18 protein-coding genes and 1 pseudogene are annotated in these 15,432 nt (G+C 61.0%); 6 read left to right on the forward strand and 13 right to left on the reverse strand.

Annotated elements, in window-relative coordinates:
• Positions 1-109 precede the first annotated feature (109 nt).
• Both LB533_RS07095 and LB533_RS07100 read left to right on the forward strand, forming a co-directional pair.
• Positions 110-580: a YbhB/YbcL family Raf kinase inhibitor-like protein gene (locus LB533_RS07095; protein WP_224676960.1), complete on the forward strand. Its 471-nt coding sequence runs from the start codon at positions 110-112 to the stop codon at positions 578-580.
• Between the two features lie 86 nt (positions 581-666).
• Positions 667-828, forward strand: a complete 162-nt coding sequence (locus LB533_RS07100) for a hypothetical protein (RefSeq protein WP_140553417.1) — start codon at positions 667-669, stop codon at positions 826-828.
• Positions 829-961: 133 nt separating this feature from the next.
• Here LB533_RS07100 and LB533_RS07105 read toward each other — a convergent pair whose 3' ends face one another.
• Both LB533_RS07105 and LB533_RS07110 read right to left on the reverse strand, forming a co-directional pair.
• Entirely contained in the window at positions 962-1,555 is a 594-nt protein-coding gene (locus tag LB533_RS07105) for a general stress protein (protein WP_224676961.1), read from the reverse strand.
• Positions 1,556-1,576: 21 nt separating this feature from the next.
• Positions 1,577-2,320: a DUF4142 domain-containing protein gene (locus LB533_RS07110; protein ID WP_224676962.1), complete on the reverse strand. Its 744-nt coding sequence runs from the start codon at positions 2,318-2,320 to the stop codon at positions 1,577-1,579.
• A 199-nt stretch (positions 2,321-2,519) separates the two neighbouring features.
• On the opposite strand from LB533_RS07110, the gene LB533_RS07115 reads away from it, so the two are divergent.
• On the forward strand, positions 2,520-2,849 hold the full coding sequence (locus tag LB533_RS07115; protein ID WP_224676963.1) for a hypothetical protein: 330 nt from the start codon (positions 2,520-2,522) through the stop codon (positions 2,847-2,849).
• A gap of 79 nt (positions 2,850-2,928) precedes the next feature.
• Here LB533_RS07115 and LB533_RS07120 read toward each other — a convergent pair whose 3' ends face one another.
• From LB533_RS07120 to LB533_RS07150, 7 genes are all read right to left on the reverse strand, one after another.
• A complete protein-coding gene (locus LB533_RS07120) occupies positions 2,929-3,279 on the reverse strand; it encodes a hypothetical protein (protein ID WP_224676964.1) in 351 nt (116 codons plus the stop codon).
• 2 nt (positions 3,280-3,281) lie between these two features.
• Positions 3,282-3,641 carry a hypothetical protein gene (locus tag LB533_RS07125; protein WP_224676965.1) on the reverse strand — a complete coding sequence of 120 codons (360 nt, stop codon included), beginning with the start codon at positions 3,639-3,641 and terminating at the stop codon, positions 3,282-3,284.
• Positions 3,641-4,861, reverse strand: a complete 1,221-nt coding sequence (locus tag LB533_RS07130; RefSeq protein ID WP_224676966.1) for an Nramp family divalent metal transporter — start codon at positions 4,859-4,861, stop codon at positions 3,641-3,643. Before LB533_RS07130 ends, LB533_RS07125 begins: the two co-directional genes overlap by 1 nt.
• Entirely contained in the window at positions 4,858-5,388 is a 531-nt protein-coding gene (locus LB533_RS07135; protein ID WP_224676967.1) for a hypothetical protein, read from the reverse strand. Before LB533_RS07135 ends, LB533_RS07130 begins: the two co-directional genes overlap by 4 nt.
• A 330-nt stretch (positions 5,389-5,718) precedes the next feature.
• The gene (locus LB533_RS07140; RefSeq protein WP_224676968.1) at positions 5,719-5,949 is read right to left on the reverse strand and encodes a hypothetical protein; all 231 of its coding nucleotides are present in this window, start codon (positions 5,947-5,949) and stop codon (positions 5,719-5,721) included.
• Positions 5,950-6,087: 138 nt separating this feature from the next.
• Positions 6,088-6,690 carry a diguanylate cyclase gene (locus LB533_RS07145; RefSeq protein ID WP_224676969.1) on the reverse strand — a complete coding sequence of 201 codons (603 nt, stop codon included), beginning with the start codon at positions 6,688-6,690 and terminating at the stop codon, positions 6,088-6,090.
• A gap of 34 nt (positions 6,691-6,724) precedes the next feature.
• Entirely contained in the window at positions 6,725-6,994 is a 270-nt protein-coding gene (locus tag LB533_RS07150; RefSeq protein WP_224676970.1) for a hypothetical protein, read from the reverse strand.
• 125 nt (positions 6,995-7,119) lie between these two features.
• On the opposite strand from LB533_RS07150, the gene LB533_RS07155 reads away from it, so the two are divergent.
• Positions 7,120-9,453 (forward strand): FdhF/YdeP family oxidoreductase, encoded by a 2,334-nt coding sequence (locus LB533_RS07155; RefSeq protein WP_224676971.1) that lies wholly within the window; start codon positions 7,120-7,122, stop codon positions 9,451-9,453.
• Positions 9,454-9,487: 34 nt separating this feature from the next.
• On the opposite strand, the gene LB533_RS07160 is transcribed toward LB533_RS07155, so the two are convergent.
• Both LB533_RS07160 and LB533_RS07165 read right to left on the reverse strand, forming a co-directional pair.
• Entirely contained in the window at positions 9,488-9,697 is a 210-nt protein-coding gene (locus tag LB533_RS07160) for a hypothetical protein (protein WP_224676972.1), read from the reverse strand.
• A complete protein-coding gene (locus tag LB533_RS07165; protein ID WP_224676994.1) occupies positions 9,694-10,056 on the reverse strand; it encodes a hypothetical protein in 363 nt (120 codons plus the stop codon). The genes LB533_RS07160 and LB533_RS07165 overlap by 4 nt, the downstream gene beginning before the upstream one ends.
• A gap of 14 nt (positions 10,057-10,070) precedes the next feature.
• Between LB533_RS07165 and LB533_RS07170 the strand changes: the two are divergent.
• A pseudogene (locus LB533_RS07170) lies at positions 10,071-10,656 on the forward strand (zinc-binding dehydrogenase); the annotation flags it as partial.
• A gap of 403 nt (positions 10,657-11,059) precedes the next feature.
• On the opposite strand, the gene LB533_RS07175 reads toward LB533_RS07170, so the two are convergent.
• Together LB533_RS07175 and LB533_RS07180 are read right to left on the reverse strand one after the other, a co-directional pair.
• Complete coding sequence (locus LB533_RS07175; RefSeq protein ID WP_140638374.1) at positions 11,060-11,431, reverse strand: response regulator; 372 nt, start codon at positions 11,429-11,431, stop codon at positions 11,060-11,062.
• Positions 11,428-14,469 carry a CheR family methyltransferase gene (locus LB533_RS07180; protein ID WP_246674423.1) on the reverse strand — a complete coding sequence of 1,014 codons (3,042 nt, stop codon included), beginning with the start codon at positions 14,467-14,469 and terminating at the stop codon, positions 11,428-11,430. Before LB533_RS07180 ends, LB533_RS07175 begins: the two co-directional genes overlap by 4 nt.
• Here LB533_RS07180 and LB533_RS07185 point away from each other — a divergent pair.
• Positions 14,407-15,420: a hypothetical protein gene (locus LB533_RS07185; RefSeq protein ID WP_224557466.1), complete on the forward strand. Its 1,014-nt coding sequence runs from the start codon at positions 14,407-14,409 to the stop codon at positions 15,418-15,420. The genes LB533_RS07180 and LB533_RS07185 overlap by 63 nt on opposite strands.
• Positions 15,421-15,432: the final 12 nt, after the last annotated feature.

Raw genomic sequence — 15,432 nt, forward strand, 5'->3', positions numbered from 1 at the left:
GAAGACCTGCTCGCGAGGAAGAGCAACGCGGTGCCGGAAAGCTCATCACCTGGGGCGTCGTGATCGCCGCCGTGATGCGATCGATGCTTCCCCCGAAGGAGTGCGAACCATGCCCCTGACGCTCAGCAGTCCCGCCTTTGCCGAAGGCGGAGAGATCCCCGAAAGCTACACTCGTGGCGGCAAGAACGTATCTCCGCCGCTAAAGTGGTCCGGGGTACCGGACGGCACAAAGAGCCTCGTCCTTGTCGTCCAGGATCCCGATGCGCCGAACGGAACGTTCAGCCATTGGGCGGTGTTCAACATTTCGCCGGAGGTTCAGGAGTTGCCCGAGGCAGAAAGCGGCAGACCGGGTCCACAGGCCCTCAGGCAAGCGCGGAACGATTTCGGCAACGCCTATTACGACGGCCCTGACCCGCCTGTCGGACACGGTATCCACCACTACCACTTCCGGCTGGCCGCGCTCGACACGCCGAACCTTGCCATCCTCGCGAGCACGGGCGTGGAGCGTATCTGGCAGGAGGCGCAGAAACACTTGATCGAGCAGGCAGAGCTCGTCGGAACCTACGAACGCGCCCGGTGATTGAAAGCAGACTGGTCCAGGTACCGTGGTCGACAAGCGGAACGGTTCTTCTCTCCACCGGTTTGTGAGGGGAAAGGAGACGTCCCATGTTTGAAAGTGTCATGTGGCTGATCGTCGTCGCCGGCGGGCCATTGTTATTGGTCGCATTGCTAGCGTATGTCGTCGTCACTCGCCGTCGCCGTGGCCCCGCAGAACGCAGAGAAAGCGACCGCGCCACCGATCGGCTTTATCGTCAGGACAAGGACTGACCGCGGCTACCATGGCCCGAAGCAAACTCCATCAGCAGACCGAATACCCTTGCACATGTCACGGAGATTTCGGGCAAGCCACCCGAAGCCAAGATAGGACGGCAAGTGCCCGCTGCCCTGGCGGGTTTGTCCTTCAGGGCCGGTCTATTGTCCTGCCTCCGTCGCGCTCAGGGACATAGTCGCCCGCGCTGACGTCAAAGCCGGTCCAGCCATCCGCCTCGTATGCCCTGCGGCGTTCCATCACATCAACCGAGCTGGACTGACCCAGAATGTCCTCGGCTTCCGGAACAAGCTCATCGTCCACCTTGGCCGTCACCAGCGTACCGCCGCGACGTACGCCCTCCGCATAGACATTTGCATCGTTTTCGGAAACGCCCGAGTCCGTCAGACCGCCAATTATGCCGCCGGCCGCGCCACCTGCTACTGCGCCGGCAACCGCGCCGGCGGCGGTAGCGGCAAGCCATCCCGCCGCAACCACAGGTCCGACGCCCGGAACGGCCATGACGCCCAACCCTGTCAGCAAACCGCCGGCGCCACCGACCACGGCCCCTATCCCTGCGCCGCTCGCGGCATCTTCAGCGGCTTCGGAACGATCTCTCTCGTACCAGCCATCCGAGTTGTTGGCGATGATGCTGATATTGGAATGTGGCACTCCGGACGCTTCCAGTTCGCCGACCGCGTCGGCTGCGTCGTCATAGTTGTCGAACAGTGCGGTTACGGTTTTCATTTTGATATCTCCTGATCGTGCTCACTTGCTGTCGGCCACGACGTTGCCCTGATAGTCGAGCCCGACGGCGACACTTTGGCCTGACTTGGTCGCCTGCCCGCGCCAGATGCCTTGATCGTCCTTGGCAAGCTTCGACACATTGGAATAGCCTGCATCCTCGATGCGGCTCTTTGCCTGCGTCTCGGTGAAACTGTTTGCGCCGGGCACCAGGGCCGCGGCATTGGGCGTGTTCGTGGTTTTCACAGCGGGCGTTGTCGCTCCCGTGATGGAGTCCTGGGCAGCGGCGATCTTTTCGATCATCTGCCGATGCATCTTCAAGGTATCGACCGTCTGCTGGGCGAATGTCTTGAGGGCCGCATTATCGCCGTCGCGGGCGTAGCTTTCAAACAGATCGACGGCATCGGCGTGCGCCTTGCGCTGCATGTCCACATAGGCCGGATCGATTGGCGGCTGTGCGTTCTGGAGCTTGTCCAGATCACCTTGATGCTGCGCGTCGAGCGCCGTCGGCACCTTCAACTTCTGTTCGCCGGCAATTGTTTCCAGCTTGGCGTTTGCCGCGCCATGGTCCCGGATCATCGTCTGCGCGAAATTCTTGATGCTTTGATCCTGGGCCTTATCCTGGGCGATCTTGCTCGAATCGACTTCGAACTTGCCGCCAATAGCGGCCTTGTCGACGAAATCCTGGGCGCTGTCGGCAGCCAAAGCAGGCACGGCGATAAGCATGGAAGCAGCGGCGAGCGAGGCAAGAAGGTGTCGCGGTTTCATAGGCTTTGTCCTTGTCGATGCGCGATATTACGATGCGTCCTAACAAGCCAAGATGGGCTTTGTTCCGGCGCCGGGCGATGCGCTGCCACCCCGAGCGAAGGCCCCCACAGGCACCCGGACCAACAAAACTTTCCAACATCGGCACCCGCGGCACGGAACAACAGCGAGCCTGCCGGATTTGATTTCAAGGAGAGAGATCATGGCCAAGGTTTCAAATCCCACGCCTGCCGCAGCCAGGGGCGAAGTTCAGGCCGGAGCCACGCGGGACAAAACGCCCGGATTCGATCCTGCCATTGCCCCATTCGAGACCGACGCCGAGGCGGCGGACACGCAGAATCCCGTCACTGAAGCAGGTCCGCAACGTTCTCCCCGGCCAAAATTCGAAAACGATGCCAGCTTCGCCAACGCGATGCGGCCGGTGGAGAACGAGCCCGAGTTGCAGCCCCGCAGCAACTGGCCGCTAATGGTGATTGCGGCCGTCGTGCTGATAGCGGCCGCGGTGTTCCTGGCAGCCAGCATGCTGCGGTAAGGCGCATCATCCTGAGTGCAGACAGCGTCGGACAACCCTTGGCTGAGAAGCACTTTTCGCGTGGCCGTCGGCCGGGTCATCATTGATCCTGCTTTCCGCGCCGATGGGGTTCGGGTGCGCCCTTCATGCCGGAAAGCTCGGTTGTCGAGCATAGCAGCCGCGGCCGTGCGGGATCGGAGATGTCGAGCTTGTCCCAGGGAATCCGGTACAGGCCGTCGCGACGGCGCAGCCGGAAGAGGTCCAGCACTGCCGCACCGATGGTCGAGGCCGAGAGACGCTCGAAAGCGGCGTAGATACCAACATGGAATTCGATAACGACGAAGTCGTCGCCGGCCGGTTCGGCACGTATCTCCTCGATATAGCCGATACTTTTGCCCTGCTGCGAGAGAACGCGTCGGCCGGCCAGATGTTCGAGGTTGACGGTGGACATCATCAAGCTCCCGGAATGCGTCCGATGATATGGTCGCACAGCCAGTCCTGCCAGGCGAAGATCGACGTCTCGCGCACATCGATATCGAACTGGATGTCGACGCCTATGTCCTGAACCTTGGTCCAGGCGATCCGGTGCGGCTTGCCACGGCGTTTACCGCCCCACGCTGCCGCAAGACGCGTCATCCAGCGCCCGGGCCGCACGCCGAGGCGACGCGCAAGGGTGACGGAGCCGAGTTCGACCGCGACGATCCTCGGCGGCTTGCCCCGCCGCAACTCGGCCACCAGCCCGTCGATCTTGCCGATCTTGACCTGCTCGCGGTCGACGATCTGCTTGTCCAGGATGTCGCGCAGCAAATCCATCACGTGCCTCCGAATATCTGCAGGGGAATGGTCACCACGGCGAGCACGAAACCGAGCGCGATGATAAAGATCACCGCGGCATTCGAGACGACGCCGTTGCGGTGCTCGCCGACATAGCGCTTGTCGTTCAGCAGAAAAAGGAAAGGAACGACCGTCAACGGTAGGCTGGCCGCGGTCAGCGCCATGGAAAAAATGGTGAGCTTCAGCGGATCGAGGCCAAGCATGATAGGGATGGCGGCCAGAAATAGTGACACCGTGTAGACGGCGCTGAAGCCGGGATCGTCGCGCGGCTTAAGGTCTTCACCCCAATTCCATCCGAAACCTTGCGCCACCAGATAAGCCTGTTGCAGCCCAACCTCGATAGCGGCACCGAAGCAGGCAATGGCGAGTGAGGCAACGAACAGGACGAACCCCCAGAAGCCGAATATCGGAATCAACATCAACGGCAATTGATGATAGTCGTCGACCTGATCGATGCCGTGCGTTGCAAGCACGAGCGCGGCCACCATCAAGACGCCGATCGAAATGGTGCCGCCGAAGGCCATGCCCAGTCCGGCGATGGCCCGATTGGTTCCGAGATAGCTTTTGTCCCACTTGTCCTCGATCGCCCCCGAGGAATAGAACATGAACAGGTAAGGCGATATCGAAGCGCCGAGAATGCTCACCGCCATGAACCAGTAGTTCGCCGCGTCGTGGGCCGGCAGCGTGGGCACCGCACCGGACGCGACAGCTGTCCAATCGGGCTTCAGCATTACCGCTGCGACCACGAAGCACAGCGTCACAAGGCCGAGTATCGAAACGCCTTTCTCGATCAGTCCGAACGTGCCTTTCCAAAGCAACAACCATGCCATCAAAGCCACCGGTAAAGCCCACCATTGAAAGCCGATTCCGGTGGCGAGCTCGAGCGCGATGGCAACACCACCGATCTCGGCGGACAGCACCATGAAATTGACCAGCAGGGCGGCAAGCAAAGGCCAGAGCGAAACATTGAAGCCAAATCTCTCCCGGATCCCGTCGGAGATCGTGTGATGGCTCACGGCGGCAAACCGGCCGGCCATCTCGACCAGAAAGATGATGCAGATGGTGCCGAGAACGACCGCCCAGATCAACTGAAACCCGAAGGCCGCACCTGCCTGGGCCGCCGTCGCCATCGATCCGACTTCCAGGAAGCCGCCAACACTGGTGACGATGCCCAGCGATATTTCCAAGAGCTTCTTCATGGCTTCGGCGCGAAATATCGGGCGTACGCGTCGGCCAGAACGCGCGTGGCCGTCCGAATATCCTCTTGAGCCTCCTGCACCTGCGGGCGGCGATCCGCTTGCAGTCCCGCACGGGCGCGGTCCACCGCGGTCGACAAATCCTTGACCGCCGCCGCCAACGCAGCCTGCTCGGCAGGCTCAGCTGTGGTCGATCGGATCTTGGCCTCGATGTCGGCCAGCGTGGTGCCGGCCGATTGCAGCGTGCCAGAAGCGTATGCGGTGGGGGCCGCTCCCGCCGACCACGCGTCAAGCGTCATCGATACGGTCCGCGCCGTGGAGGCGGCAGTTCGGGATTGCTGCTCGATCTGGTCGGACGACGAGCATGCGGCCGACATGGCCATGAGCAACAGCAAGCACGCGCTGTCGCGGCCAAGGCGATAGCCGCTAAGGATTAGAGCCGGCGTTGGATCCGCCACACGAATGACCTCCCCCACCGACGAAACCATGTTCGGCGTAATTTGATCTAGCGCGCCCGCCCGGCCCGTCAACCGAGGCCACCGATCGAGCAACGGAGTGCAAGCCATGTCGGCCCTGACAGGTGCCAAGCGGCCGCGGCGGGAACCGGCTCGAGCGGAACAAAGCCTCGATAGCCGGATTAACGAGGAGGCGGCTGGGCGGTTCGACTTCCGCCCTGATCGTTCGTGCCGCGAGAATGGTCAACTGGCAGGGAAAGGACCCCTCAATGCCCCGTCTCATTGCCTGGATAGCCATCGTGGTGATTGTGCTTGTTGCGGCTTGGATATGGTTCGGGCGCGATACATCGGGCAGCGGGGGCGGCAGCCAACCCGCGCCTCATGCGATAGACCAGAACGGGTAGTTCAGTCCGGATGATCCTGCTCGGCTACGCTCCGCTCGACTTTGTACTCGTGCATCAGGCCTAGGATCTGAGCCTTGACCGTCTCGCGCGCCTCAGGTTGGACGAAAGGCATCAGCCGTTCGACAAGTTCGCCGACCGTCTGCGGGAGATCCGCGGCGGAATCGGTGAGCTGACTGCCGTGTTCGTAGACATTGTCCGTCGGTTTCTTGTCGAGGTCAGATAGAAATCCCATCATCGCACTCCCCATCGCTGCCATGCCCGCTCGCTCAATGGCCGGCCCGGCAGAAATGTTCCGTACAACGATGCTGGCATTGCAGACCGGCTGAATACCCGATGCCAGTGGCCGGAGGAGTGTCGCCGCGCGATCACGTCAACGCAATGTCGTCTGGCCCGGATTCCCTCGCCTGGCTTTTGACGGGATCAGCCTGCCGGCATTGGCCCGCAATCCCCTGACGAGCTCTTCCAGATAGGGAAGCAGTTCGAAAAGCAGGATCACGGCCATCACGCAGGCAATGTAGGTCACCGGCAGCTGCTGCGATTTCCAGACAAGTTCGAAGCGCGCGGTTTCCGTCCCTGCCCCGAACAAGGCAAGGAACTGTCCCCAGTGGAGGGAAATGACGCTGACCAGCCCCATCAGCGGGATCATCTCCAGGAAGCTGTGAACGTGCTGCTCGATCGGCGTGACGGTGCGGGCGGTGGTGGCGTAGCTGACGTCCCACATCGCTGTCGCCTCGTGGACGAAGAAGGTGACGATCATGATGAGAATGATCAGGGCATTCACGTCAAGAAACATGGCGGCCAGCAAAGGTATTCCGACCTCGGCGAACATCAGAAGGTGGATCAAGGATTCCTTGGCGCCCGTCGTCGATTCGATGTGAGAGGCGCGATGGCAGAGCCAATCGGCAAATCCGGCGGCCAACCAGACCGGCAGCAGGAAATACATCAAAATCAGCACGGTGGGGTCTGACAGCATGACATCGTTTCGCGAGTGGCCCCGTTCGAGGTGGCTATTGCTGCCCCGGCATTTCGGTGTTTTCCTGGGGATTTTTCCGGACGCCCGCGGCTGGGGAAGTATCCGTCGGCGCGTTACCGCCCTGGTTCTGTTCAGGCGCCCGCCTCAGCGGCGAGGTATGCCAGCCCATATCGGCGTAGAGAAAGCCTATGAGAAAGCCGATGATGATGATGGCGGCTATCACGAGCGAAAGCACCGCATTGCGTCGCACCATTGCCAGGCTCCCTTCCAAGCCGAACAGCCGATCACGAAAATAGTTCCACAACCAGCCGCGATCGCTCCTCGGTCGCGTCGGCTTCGACACGCAAGATTCGACGCCAACACTGCACGGAGCCGCGGGAACAATCGGTGACGGGCGAGGTTCGGTATGGTTCTTCAAGGACGATCTCGATGAAACCTGCCGTAACCGACCGTATCGAAACAAAAAAATACAACCATCCCACGGGCGGATGGGGATCCCTGAGGTCATTGGTCCGCAAGGCATACGGCGAAGGCCTGCTGATGTCGGGCATATGGAGCACGCTGCTCAAGCAGAACAAGGCCGATGGCTACATGTGCGTTTCCTGTTCATGGGCCAAGCCGGCCGATCCGCGGCCCTTCGAGTTCTGCGAAAATGGCGCGAAGGCGACCATGTGGGATCAGACGAAGCTGCGTTGCGGCCCGGATTTCTTCGCACGACATACGGTCACCGAACTGCTCGACTGGCCGGATCGGGACCTCGAAAAACAGGGCAGGCTTACGGATCCGCTGCGCTACAATGCCGTCACCGACCGCTATGAACCGGTTTCCTGGGATGACGCATTCCTCGAGATCGGCATGGAGCTTCGGCGGCTCGATCCGAAATCGGTCGTCTTCTACACATCCGGCCGGGCCTCGCTGGAGGCCTCGTTCATGTATCAGCTCTTTGCGCGTATCTATGGCTCATCGAACTTGCCCGATTCTTCCAACATGTGCCACGAATCGACCTCGGTCGGGCTGCCCGAATCGATCGGCTCGCCGGTTGGAACCGTGCAGCTCGAGGACTTCTCCCAGTGCGACATGATGTTCTTTTTTGGCCACAACACCGGGGTGACGGCGCCGCGGCTGCTGCATCCGCTGCAAGAGGCTCGCCAGCGCGGGGTGCCGGTATTCACCTTCAATCCCTTGCCGGAAAGGGGACTGAAGCGCTTCAAGAATCCGCAAGATCCCCTTGAGATGCTGTCGCCGGGCCCCGGCACGAAGATGTCCAGCGACTTTTTCCAGGTCCGCAGCGGTGGCGATATCGCCACCATGACCGGCATCGCCAAGACGGTGCTGGCGCTCGACGACGCGGCACGGGAAAGCGGCGATCCGCGTGTCCTCGACGTCGATTTCATTGCCGAGCACACGGATAGTTTTGCCGACTTCGAGGCTTACCTGCGGGCAGCCAGGTGGGAGGACATCGTCAAGCGCGCGGGAATCGCGCGGGCGGATCTCGAACATGTTGCCGAAGTCTACAGCCGCTCCAAGGCGGTGATCGGCAATTACGGCATGGGTTTGACACAGCACCGGCACGGTACCGAGAACGTCCAGATGCTGTGCAATCTGCTGCTGATGCGCGGCAATATGGGAAAACCCGGCGCCGGCATTTCGCCGCTGCGCGGCCATTCCAATGTCCAGGGCCAGCGCACGGTCGGCATATCCGAAAAGCCCGAGCTCGTTCCGCTCGACAAGTTCGCCCGGTTCTATGATTTCGAGCCGCCACGCGAGAAAGGTCTCGACACCGTGGAGACCTGCGAAGGCGTCATCGCCGGCTCGGTGAAAGGCTTCATCGGACTCGGCGGCAATTTCGTTCGCGCCGTTCCCGAAACCGGCCTGATCGAGAAAGCATGGCGTCGGCTTGGGCTGCATGTCGAAGTCGCCACCAAGCTCAACCGCAGCCATCTCCTGCCAGGGGCGGTGACCTATCTGCTGCCCTGCCTGTCGCGGCTGGAAAAGGATCACCAGGCGAGCGGCGACCAGACCGTTTCGATGGAGGACTCCACCGCCTGCATCCATGGCTCCTTCGGTTCGCGTCCGCCGGCTTCACCGCATCTGCTTTCCGAACCGAAGATCGTGGCGGAACTGGCCAAGGCCACCGTATCGGGGGTGAGTTCGATCCCGTGGGATAAATGGGTCGCCGATTATTCCCTTATCCGCGATGAAATCGAGCGTTGTTACCCGCAGCATTTTCGTGAGTTCAACAAGCGGTTCCTGACGCCGGGAGGCTTTCACCGCGACATCAAGGCCTCGAAACGGGTCTGGGAGACGCCGAACAAAAAAGCCAATTTCAAGCTGCCGACGACGCTTGAAACAGACCCGGACATCGATGTTTCGGGTCACAATGTGCTGACGCTGATAACGGTGCGCTCCAATGACCAGTTCAATACCACCGTCTATGGGTACAATGACAGACTCCGCGGCATCCACGGCACACGCATGGTCCTGTTGATGAACGAGGCCGACATTCAGCGGTTCGGATTGAGCGCGGGGCAGGAAATCGATCTGGAGACCCATGCCGACGATGGCGTGGAGCGGCGGGTTCGAGGCTTGCGCATCACCCCCTACTCCGTGCCTGAAGGCAACTGCGCCGGTTATTATCCGGAACTCAATCCCCTGGTTCCTCTGTGGCACCGGGCCAAGAAAGCTCACGTTCCAGCCGTCAAGTCGGTCCCGGTGAGAATTGTTGCCAAGGAAACGGAAACGAGAAGCACCGCGCGCCGCTAGGACGGTTCCCCAGTCTGGCGGGTAGGCCGGCGCGCTAGCCGCCAGCCGGCTTGGGGGATGCCGGCTGGGTCGGCTGGGTGCCTTGCTGATCTCCGCCCGTTGTGGTCTGCGGTGTGGGATTCGTGTCGGTCGTTGGGTTCTTGTCGACCGGCTGGCTGTTCGTATCTGCCTTGGATTTGTCGGAATCTGGATTGTTGCATCCGGTCAGACAGATCAGCGCCAGCATCAGCAACACGGCTTTCATATCGATATCCCCTCGGTCGGGCATGGCCGAGCAACCTGCCAAGCTGCTTCCCGGTCGAATCGAATCGAAAGCCCCTGCATGGCCGCGCTTCTGGCCAACATGCGATCCAGTTCTGCATCGTCGATCGGGCTGCGCATCACCTCCCGAATGGCCCTGCAAGCCTGCTCCGTCGACACGAAATCATACCGCCTGCTCCTGGTCAGGACATATTGCTCGACCAGCATTTTCACGCGCCGGAGCGCGATGTCCTCGGCATATTGCATCTGTTCCTCTCGTTCCTGCTGACGCCGAACTGCCGGACTGGCCAGTTGTTCCCGTTTGGAATTCGAAAACGCCTGGTCCCGGGCTGGCAGCAACAAGACAATGTCCGCGCCTATGGGGTTGCGGCCCGGTTGGCCAATTCGCCATCCAAAGCGCGTGGATGCTCGGCGCCGGCCGTGTCATCGCCATCGACAAGGTGCCGGAGCGGCTGGCCCTGGCGCGTGAATGCGGCAAAGCCGAGACGCTCGACTTCAGCAATTCCAATATCAACGACGCACTGATGGCGATGACCGACGGCCGCGGTCCGGATCGCTGCATCGACTGCGTCGGCACTGAATGCGATCCCGGCGCCAGCGCCGACGCCATGCTCGACAAGATGAAGGCCGCCGTCTATCTCGGCACCGATCGGCCGCATGTGCTGCGAGAGGCGATCTATTGCTGCCGTAAGGGCGGCACCATCTCGGTTCCCGGAGTCTATATTGGCCTGGTCGATCACATCCCGTTCGGCGCCGCGATGAACAAGGGGCTGACCTTCCCAGACCCACGAACCACTTCTGGCCAAGGTCCAGAATGGCGAGATCGACCCGTCCTTCGTCATCACCCACAGAGCCGAGCTCGAAGCCGGGCCGGACCTCTACAAGACCTTCCGCGATAAGCAGGATGGTTGCATCAAGGTGGTTATGCGGCCGCATGGTTGAGATGTCGCGGTTCCAGAGGCAAGAACTATCTCATTCCCGGCATCGTTGGACGCCCGCCTGATCGGCATTGGCAGTTCGGAACCTTCTGCTGTGTCGGCGATTGACCCGCTGAGTTCGATTCAGAAGAAGGGCGCCACCATGGCCAACGAGAATTCTCGCTCGAAACCCGTTATTCGGTCTCCGAACGCCGATGGTTTGCCACACCCGAGGCGAGACGCCGGTGATACGGACGCAGGGGCGAAATCGCCGACGCCGAAGACTGCCGGAGGATCTCACCCTTCAGCCCCTCCCCTGGACAATCCCACAGCCAATCGAAATGCCGGTCGTCCCCGTCAGGCCAGCACGACTCCGCGACCGGCGGACAAGCCTTGGGCTGATCCTGCGGCGCCCTTGGAGTGACCCGTCAACGCGAAACGTCGCGCAGCGACCCCAGATCGGCCAGCGCAGCCAGGATGGTTGCTTCAGTCGCCGGCTTGGGCACGAATTTGCAATCGCGAAAGGATGCCGGTAAGTCGCGCGCGCCAAATCCCGTCATGAGGGCGAAGGGAATACCCTGCGCCTGCAATGTCTCCGCGAGGGGCAGGCTCGTTTCACCGTTCAACTGAATGTCCAGCAACGCCATGTCGATCTTGTCCGAGCCGACGAGACGAAGCGCCGCGGCGACCGAAGGCGCGGGACCGACCACCTGGTAACCGGCGCCACGCAGGACTAACGCGGTGTCTTCCGCGATCAGCCATTCGTCCTCGACAACCAGGACGCGCGGTCCGTCGTTCACGACCCCTCCCTCCGGTTAACGGGAAATGCGATCTGAACGTTGAGGCCTTCCTTGCGAAAAGCGGTTTCGACATGGCCGCCAAGCCTGTAGCCGATCTCTCCCTGCAGCAGCGTGAGGCCGAAGCCGCTGCCGACGGGTTCATTGACGGGGGGACCGTCCTTCTCGCTCCAGGTAAACGTGAAGATGTCGTCAGCGATCGACCACATCACCATCACCTTGCCACGAGGTTTGGACAGGGCGCCATATTTGGCCGCGTTGGTGGCCAGTTCGTGGACGGCCATGCTGAGGGAAAGACCCTGTTGCGGTCCAAGTTCTATCTCGTGGCCGTTCAGTTCGAACCGTTCAATGCCAAACGGTTCGAGTTCCTGGTGAAGCAGTTCGCTGACCGAAGCTTCCTTCCAGCTTTTCCGGCTCAACAATCCATAGGCCCGCGACATCGCATGCAAGCGTCCGATCAAGGCTTCCGCGAATTCATCCTTCGACAGGGATTTCTCCCGCGTACGGCTCGCAATGCTGACGATCACCGCCAGCATGTTCTTGACCCGGTGGTTGAGCTCAGAGATGAGAACCTGCTGATGCTCTTCCGCCTGAGCCAGGGTGGTGACGTCGACCAGTGTCACGACCACGCCCTGAACCCGGTTGCCCTTGTCCCGATAGGGATTGATATGGACCATGTGAAACCGCCCGGCGCTGTCGCGCGTGAGGTGGTGGTTCAGGGTCTCGCCGGTCTCGAACACCTCGGCGATATGCTGCTTCAACTCGGGATAGTCGAGCTGGCTCGACAGGTCCGTCAGCGGCCGGCCTACGTCGGAAGGACGCAGACTGAAGAAGGACGAAGCTGCGGGCGTGAAGGTTCGCACCACCAGATTGCGATCGAGGAAAATGGTGGCAATCTCCGTGCTTTCGAACAGATTGCGCAGATCGCTGTTGGCGTGATCGAGTTCCTCGATCTTGTTCGTCAACTCGGCATTGATGGTGTTCAGCTCCTCATTGAGCGACTGCATTTCCTCCTTCGAAGCCTCAAGTTCCTCATTGGTCGATTGTGCTTCCTCGTTGACGGAGACGAGTTCCTCGTTAGACGATTTCACCTCTTCCAGTGCGGTCTCATATTCCTCGATCGTCGATTGCAGGCGCTCCCTCGTATCGCGCAGTTCCCGCTCGAGATCAGCGGTGCTATCGGTGTCATGGCTGCCGCCTTCGTCTGTTCGGATCTGCGTAGGTCCCGACGGTTCGAACAGGACGAGATAGAGCGGCTCGCCATTGTCGCGTTCCGCCAGCGGCTCGATGGTGAGCTTGATCGGCTGGATCCGCTCATCATCCTCCTCGACCGTGAGATTTTCCCGCACGACGGTCCGGCGCGTCGACGTCGCCTCCCGCAGTGCGGCGCGCAGGTCGAGCCGCAGCCCGCGCCGCGCCATTGTCAACAATTGCCGGCTGGGAATGCCTTGCGGCGCCTCGAGATATTTTCCGGTGCGAGCTGAGTAGTAGACGACGTCGCCTTCGGCATTGACCAGCACATGCGGGGGGGCGAAGCGCTCCAGCACCTGCGCCTCGACCGCCTGGCGCAACGGATAACCGGCGGCTCCCTTCCTCAAGCCGGTGCTCTCGGACGGGAATGCGCCCGAACGGCTATCGCCGATCAGGGCGGGCAGCCTGACATGCGGCGAGGCATGCTCCCGCGCCTGGAAGATACGATGTTTCTTGTCGACGGTGGCGAACAGATTGTCGTTCTGTCCGACGCTCTCCGAGGTGCCGAGAAAAAGGTATCCCCCGGGCTTCAGGGCGTAATGGAAAATAGGAATGACCCGGTTCTGAATGGCTGGGCCGAAATAGATCAGCAGGTTACGGCACGACACCAGGTCCATGCGTGAGAAAGGCGGGTCGCGAACGACGCTGTGCGGCGAAAAGATGCACAGCTCCCGTATCTCGTTGCTGATGACATAGGTGTCGCCGTCGCCATTGAAAAACCGCTGGCGGCGTTCGGGGGAAAGTCCCTGCAGCAGGGCTTCGGGATAGCGCCCTGCCCGCGCCACCGCCAGCGCCGGTTCGTCGATATCGGTCGCGAATATCTGGATTCGCGGAACGACCGGGAGCTTTTCCACATGTTCACGCAGCAGGATACCGATGGAGAACACCTCTTCGCCTGTGGCGCAGCCGGGAATCCACACCCTGACGATGTCGTTGGCGGTCTTGCCTTCAAAGAGTTGCGGTACGATCTTTCGCTCGAGCAGTTCGAAGGCCTCGGGATCGCGAAAGAAGTTGGTGACGTTGATCAGCAGGTCGCGAAAAAGGTTCATCACCTCGCGAGGGTCCTTTTGCAGCCATTCAACGTATGCGCCAATGGATTGCATCTGCGCGATCTGCATCCGCCGCTTGATGCGTCGCAGGAACGTCTTGGTCTTGTAGCCCGAGAAATCATGGCCTGAGTGGCTGCGCAGGATGCCGTAGATCTGGGACAGAACCTTTTCCATACCTGCCGTTCGGACGCTATCCTCCTCCGCCAACCCATTTAACGCGTCGAAGCCGCGGGCGAAGGCTTCCAGCTTCGTGCCGATCTCCTCGGCGGGCGCGGCTATATCGACAAGTCCGCTGGTGATGGCGCTCTGCGGCATATCGGGATTGCGCGGGCCGTAGCCGTCGGAGATCTGCGCGACGGTGAGCCCCCCACGCTCCTTGATCGCCTTGGCGCCCAAGGTTCCATCGGAATCTCCGCCCGACAGGATGACGCCGACGGCATGTTCGCCCTGGTCTTCGGCTAATGCGCTGAAGAAGATGTCTATGGGTTTGCGTTCCTGGCTGAACCCGTTGGGCCGGCGCAGGCGCAGCATTCCCTTGTCGATGGTCAGGATGACGTTCTGCGGCATGACATAGACGTGGTTCGGTTGAACGATCATGCCGTCCGCCGCGACTTCGACCGGCATTTCGGTGTAGCGGCCGACAACCTCGTGCAACAGGCTCTCTCGCTTAGGGCTGAGATGAGTGATGACGACGAACGCCATGCCGGGCTGATCGGCCATACCCTTAAACAGCCCTTCCATCGCCGGAATCCCGCCGGCGGACGCGCCGACGCCAACGATGGGAAATCTTTTCGACTGGGCTGTCACTGGACGTTCCCCTTTCGGCACCTGTGGGCGAAATCACTTATGAAGCAGGCTGGACAGCAGGTAAGCATAGGCGCGGCGGAGATACGGAACAAGTCGCGACGGATGGCGTTGAATTTGGAGTTCAAGTGTTCAATGACCAACCGTCCATCTGAAACAAAGCTCCCGACGCACATGGAGTCAGCGGCGTGGAATTGCTCGACGATCTCGGCCGGGCTCGTGCCGAAACACCCAGCAGGCTCGGCGAGGGAGACTGTTTCCACCAGATACTGCTCGAGAAAGGATGACGAGGTGCGCGATCTGCAAGGGGTGCATCTTCTGATCGTCGAAGACGAATGGATGGTAGCCGGAGATCTCGCCCGTTATTTCAGCAATATGGGTGCGATCATTCTGGGACCGGCAGCGACGGTCGAACAAGCATCATTGCACACCGAATCGGCCGAGGCTGCCATCCTCGACGTCAACCTCAACGGACGACGGGTCTTTCCAATCGCGGACGAACTGATGCGCCGTGGCGTGCCGTTCGTGTTTTTCAGCGGTGACAGCGATATCGCCATTCCCGAACATCTCCGGCATGCCAGCAACCTGCGAAAATCCTCGGGCAGCGGGGCTGTATTCAATGCTCTTTTCCCGCCGCAAAGTCCGGCTGCGGCGAGCGGCTTTGTGCCAAGTTCGCCGGACGACGTGTTTTCGCTCCTGCCCAAACTCAGGCTTGCGGCACGTCTGTTGCTGGGGGATGTGGAAGCCTCCGACCGGCTTGTCGAAAGGACGCTCGAGCGAGCGATCCGTGACATCGACCAAAGGCGGATCGGCCAGTCTACCGAAGACTGGCTTAACGCCATTATGCGCGATTTGGCAAAGTCCAGCGGCGCAAGGCTTCTGAACTGAGCCGAACCAGGC

This window comes from Mesorhizobium sp. BR1-1-13 (genome assembly GCF_020165515.1).
GTDB lineage: Bacteria > Pseudomonadota > Alphaproteobacteria > Rhizobiales > Rhizobiaceae > Mesorhizobium.

Bases quoted from the DNA above. Each gene is read 5' to 3' on its own strand.
- LB533_RS07140 (WP_224676968.1), bottom strand. From the start codon at position 5,949: ATGGGATTTCTATCTGACCTCGACAAGAAACCGACGGACAATGTCTAC.
- LB533_RS07180 (WP_246674423.1), bottom strand. From the start codon at position 14,469: ATGGAAGGGCTGTTTAAGGGTATGGCCGATCAGCCCGGCATGGCGTTC.
- LB533_RS07115 (WP_224676963.1), top strand. From the start codon at position 2,520: ATGGCCAAGGTTTCAAATCCCACGCCTGCCGCAGCCAGGGGCGAAGTT.
- LB533_RS07100 (WP_140553417.1), top strand. From the start codon at position 667: ATGTTTGAAAGTGTCATGTGGCTGATCGTCGTCGCCGGCGGGCCATTG.
- LB533_RS07105 (WP_224676961.1), bottom strand. From the start codon at position 1,555: ATGAAAACCGTAACCGCACTGTTCGACAACTATGACGACGCAGCCGAC.
- LB533_RS07120 (WP_224676964.1), bottom strand. From the start codon at position 3,279: ATGTCCACCGTCAACCTCGAACATCTGGCCGGCCGACGCGTTCTCTCG.
- LB533_RS07185 (WP_224557466.1), top strand. From the start codon at position 14,407: ATGAGTGATGACGACGAACGCCATGCCGGGCTGATCGGCCATACCCTT.
- LB533_RS07160 (WP_224676972.1), bottom strand. From the start codon at position 9,697: ATGAAAGCCGTGTTGCTGATGCTGGCGCTGATCTGTCTGACCGGATGC.
- LB533_RS07155 (WP_224676971.1), top strand. From the start codon at position 7,120: ATGAAACCTGCCGTAACCGACCGTATCGAAACAAAAAAATACAACCAT.
- LB533_RS07125 (WP_224676965.1), bottom strand. From the start codon at position 3,641: ATGGATTTGCTGCGCGACATCCTGGACAAGCAGATCGTCGACCGCGAG.
- LB533_RS07145 (WP_224676969.1), bottom strand. From the start codon at position 6,690: ATGCTGTCAGACCCCACCGTGCTGATTTTGATGTATTTCCTGCTGCCG.
- LB533_RS07095 (WP_224676960.1), top strand. From the start codon at position 110: ATGCCCCTGACGCTCAGCAGTCCCGCCTTTGCCGAAGGCGGAGAGATC.
- LB533_RS07130 (WP_224676966.1), bottom strand. From the start codon at position 4,861: ATGAAGAAGCTCTTGGAAATATCGCTGGGCATCGTCACCAGTGTTGGC.
- LB533_RS07110 (WP_224676962.1), bottom strand. From the start codon at position 2,320: ATGAAACCGCGACACCTTCTTGCCTCGCTCGCCGCTGCTTCCATGCTT.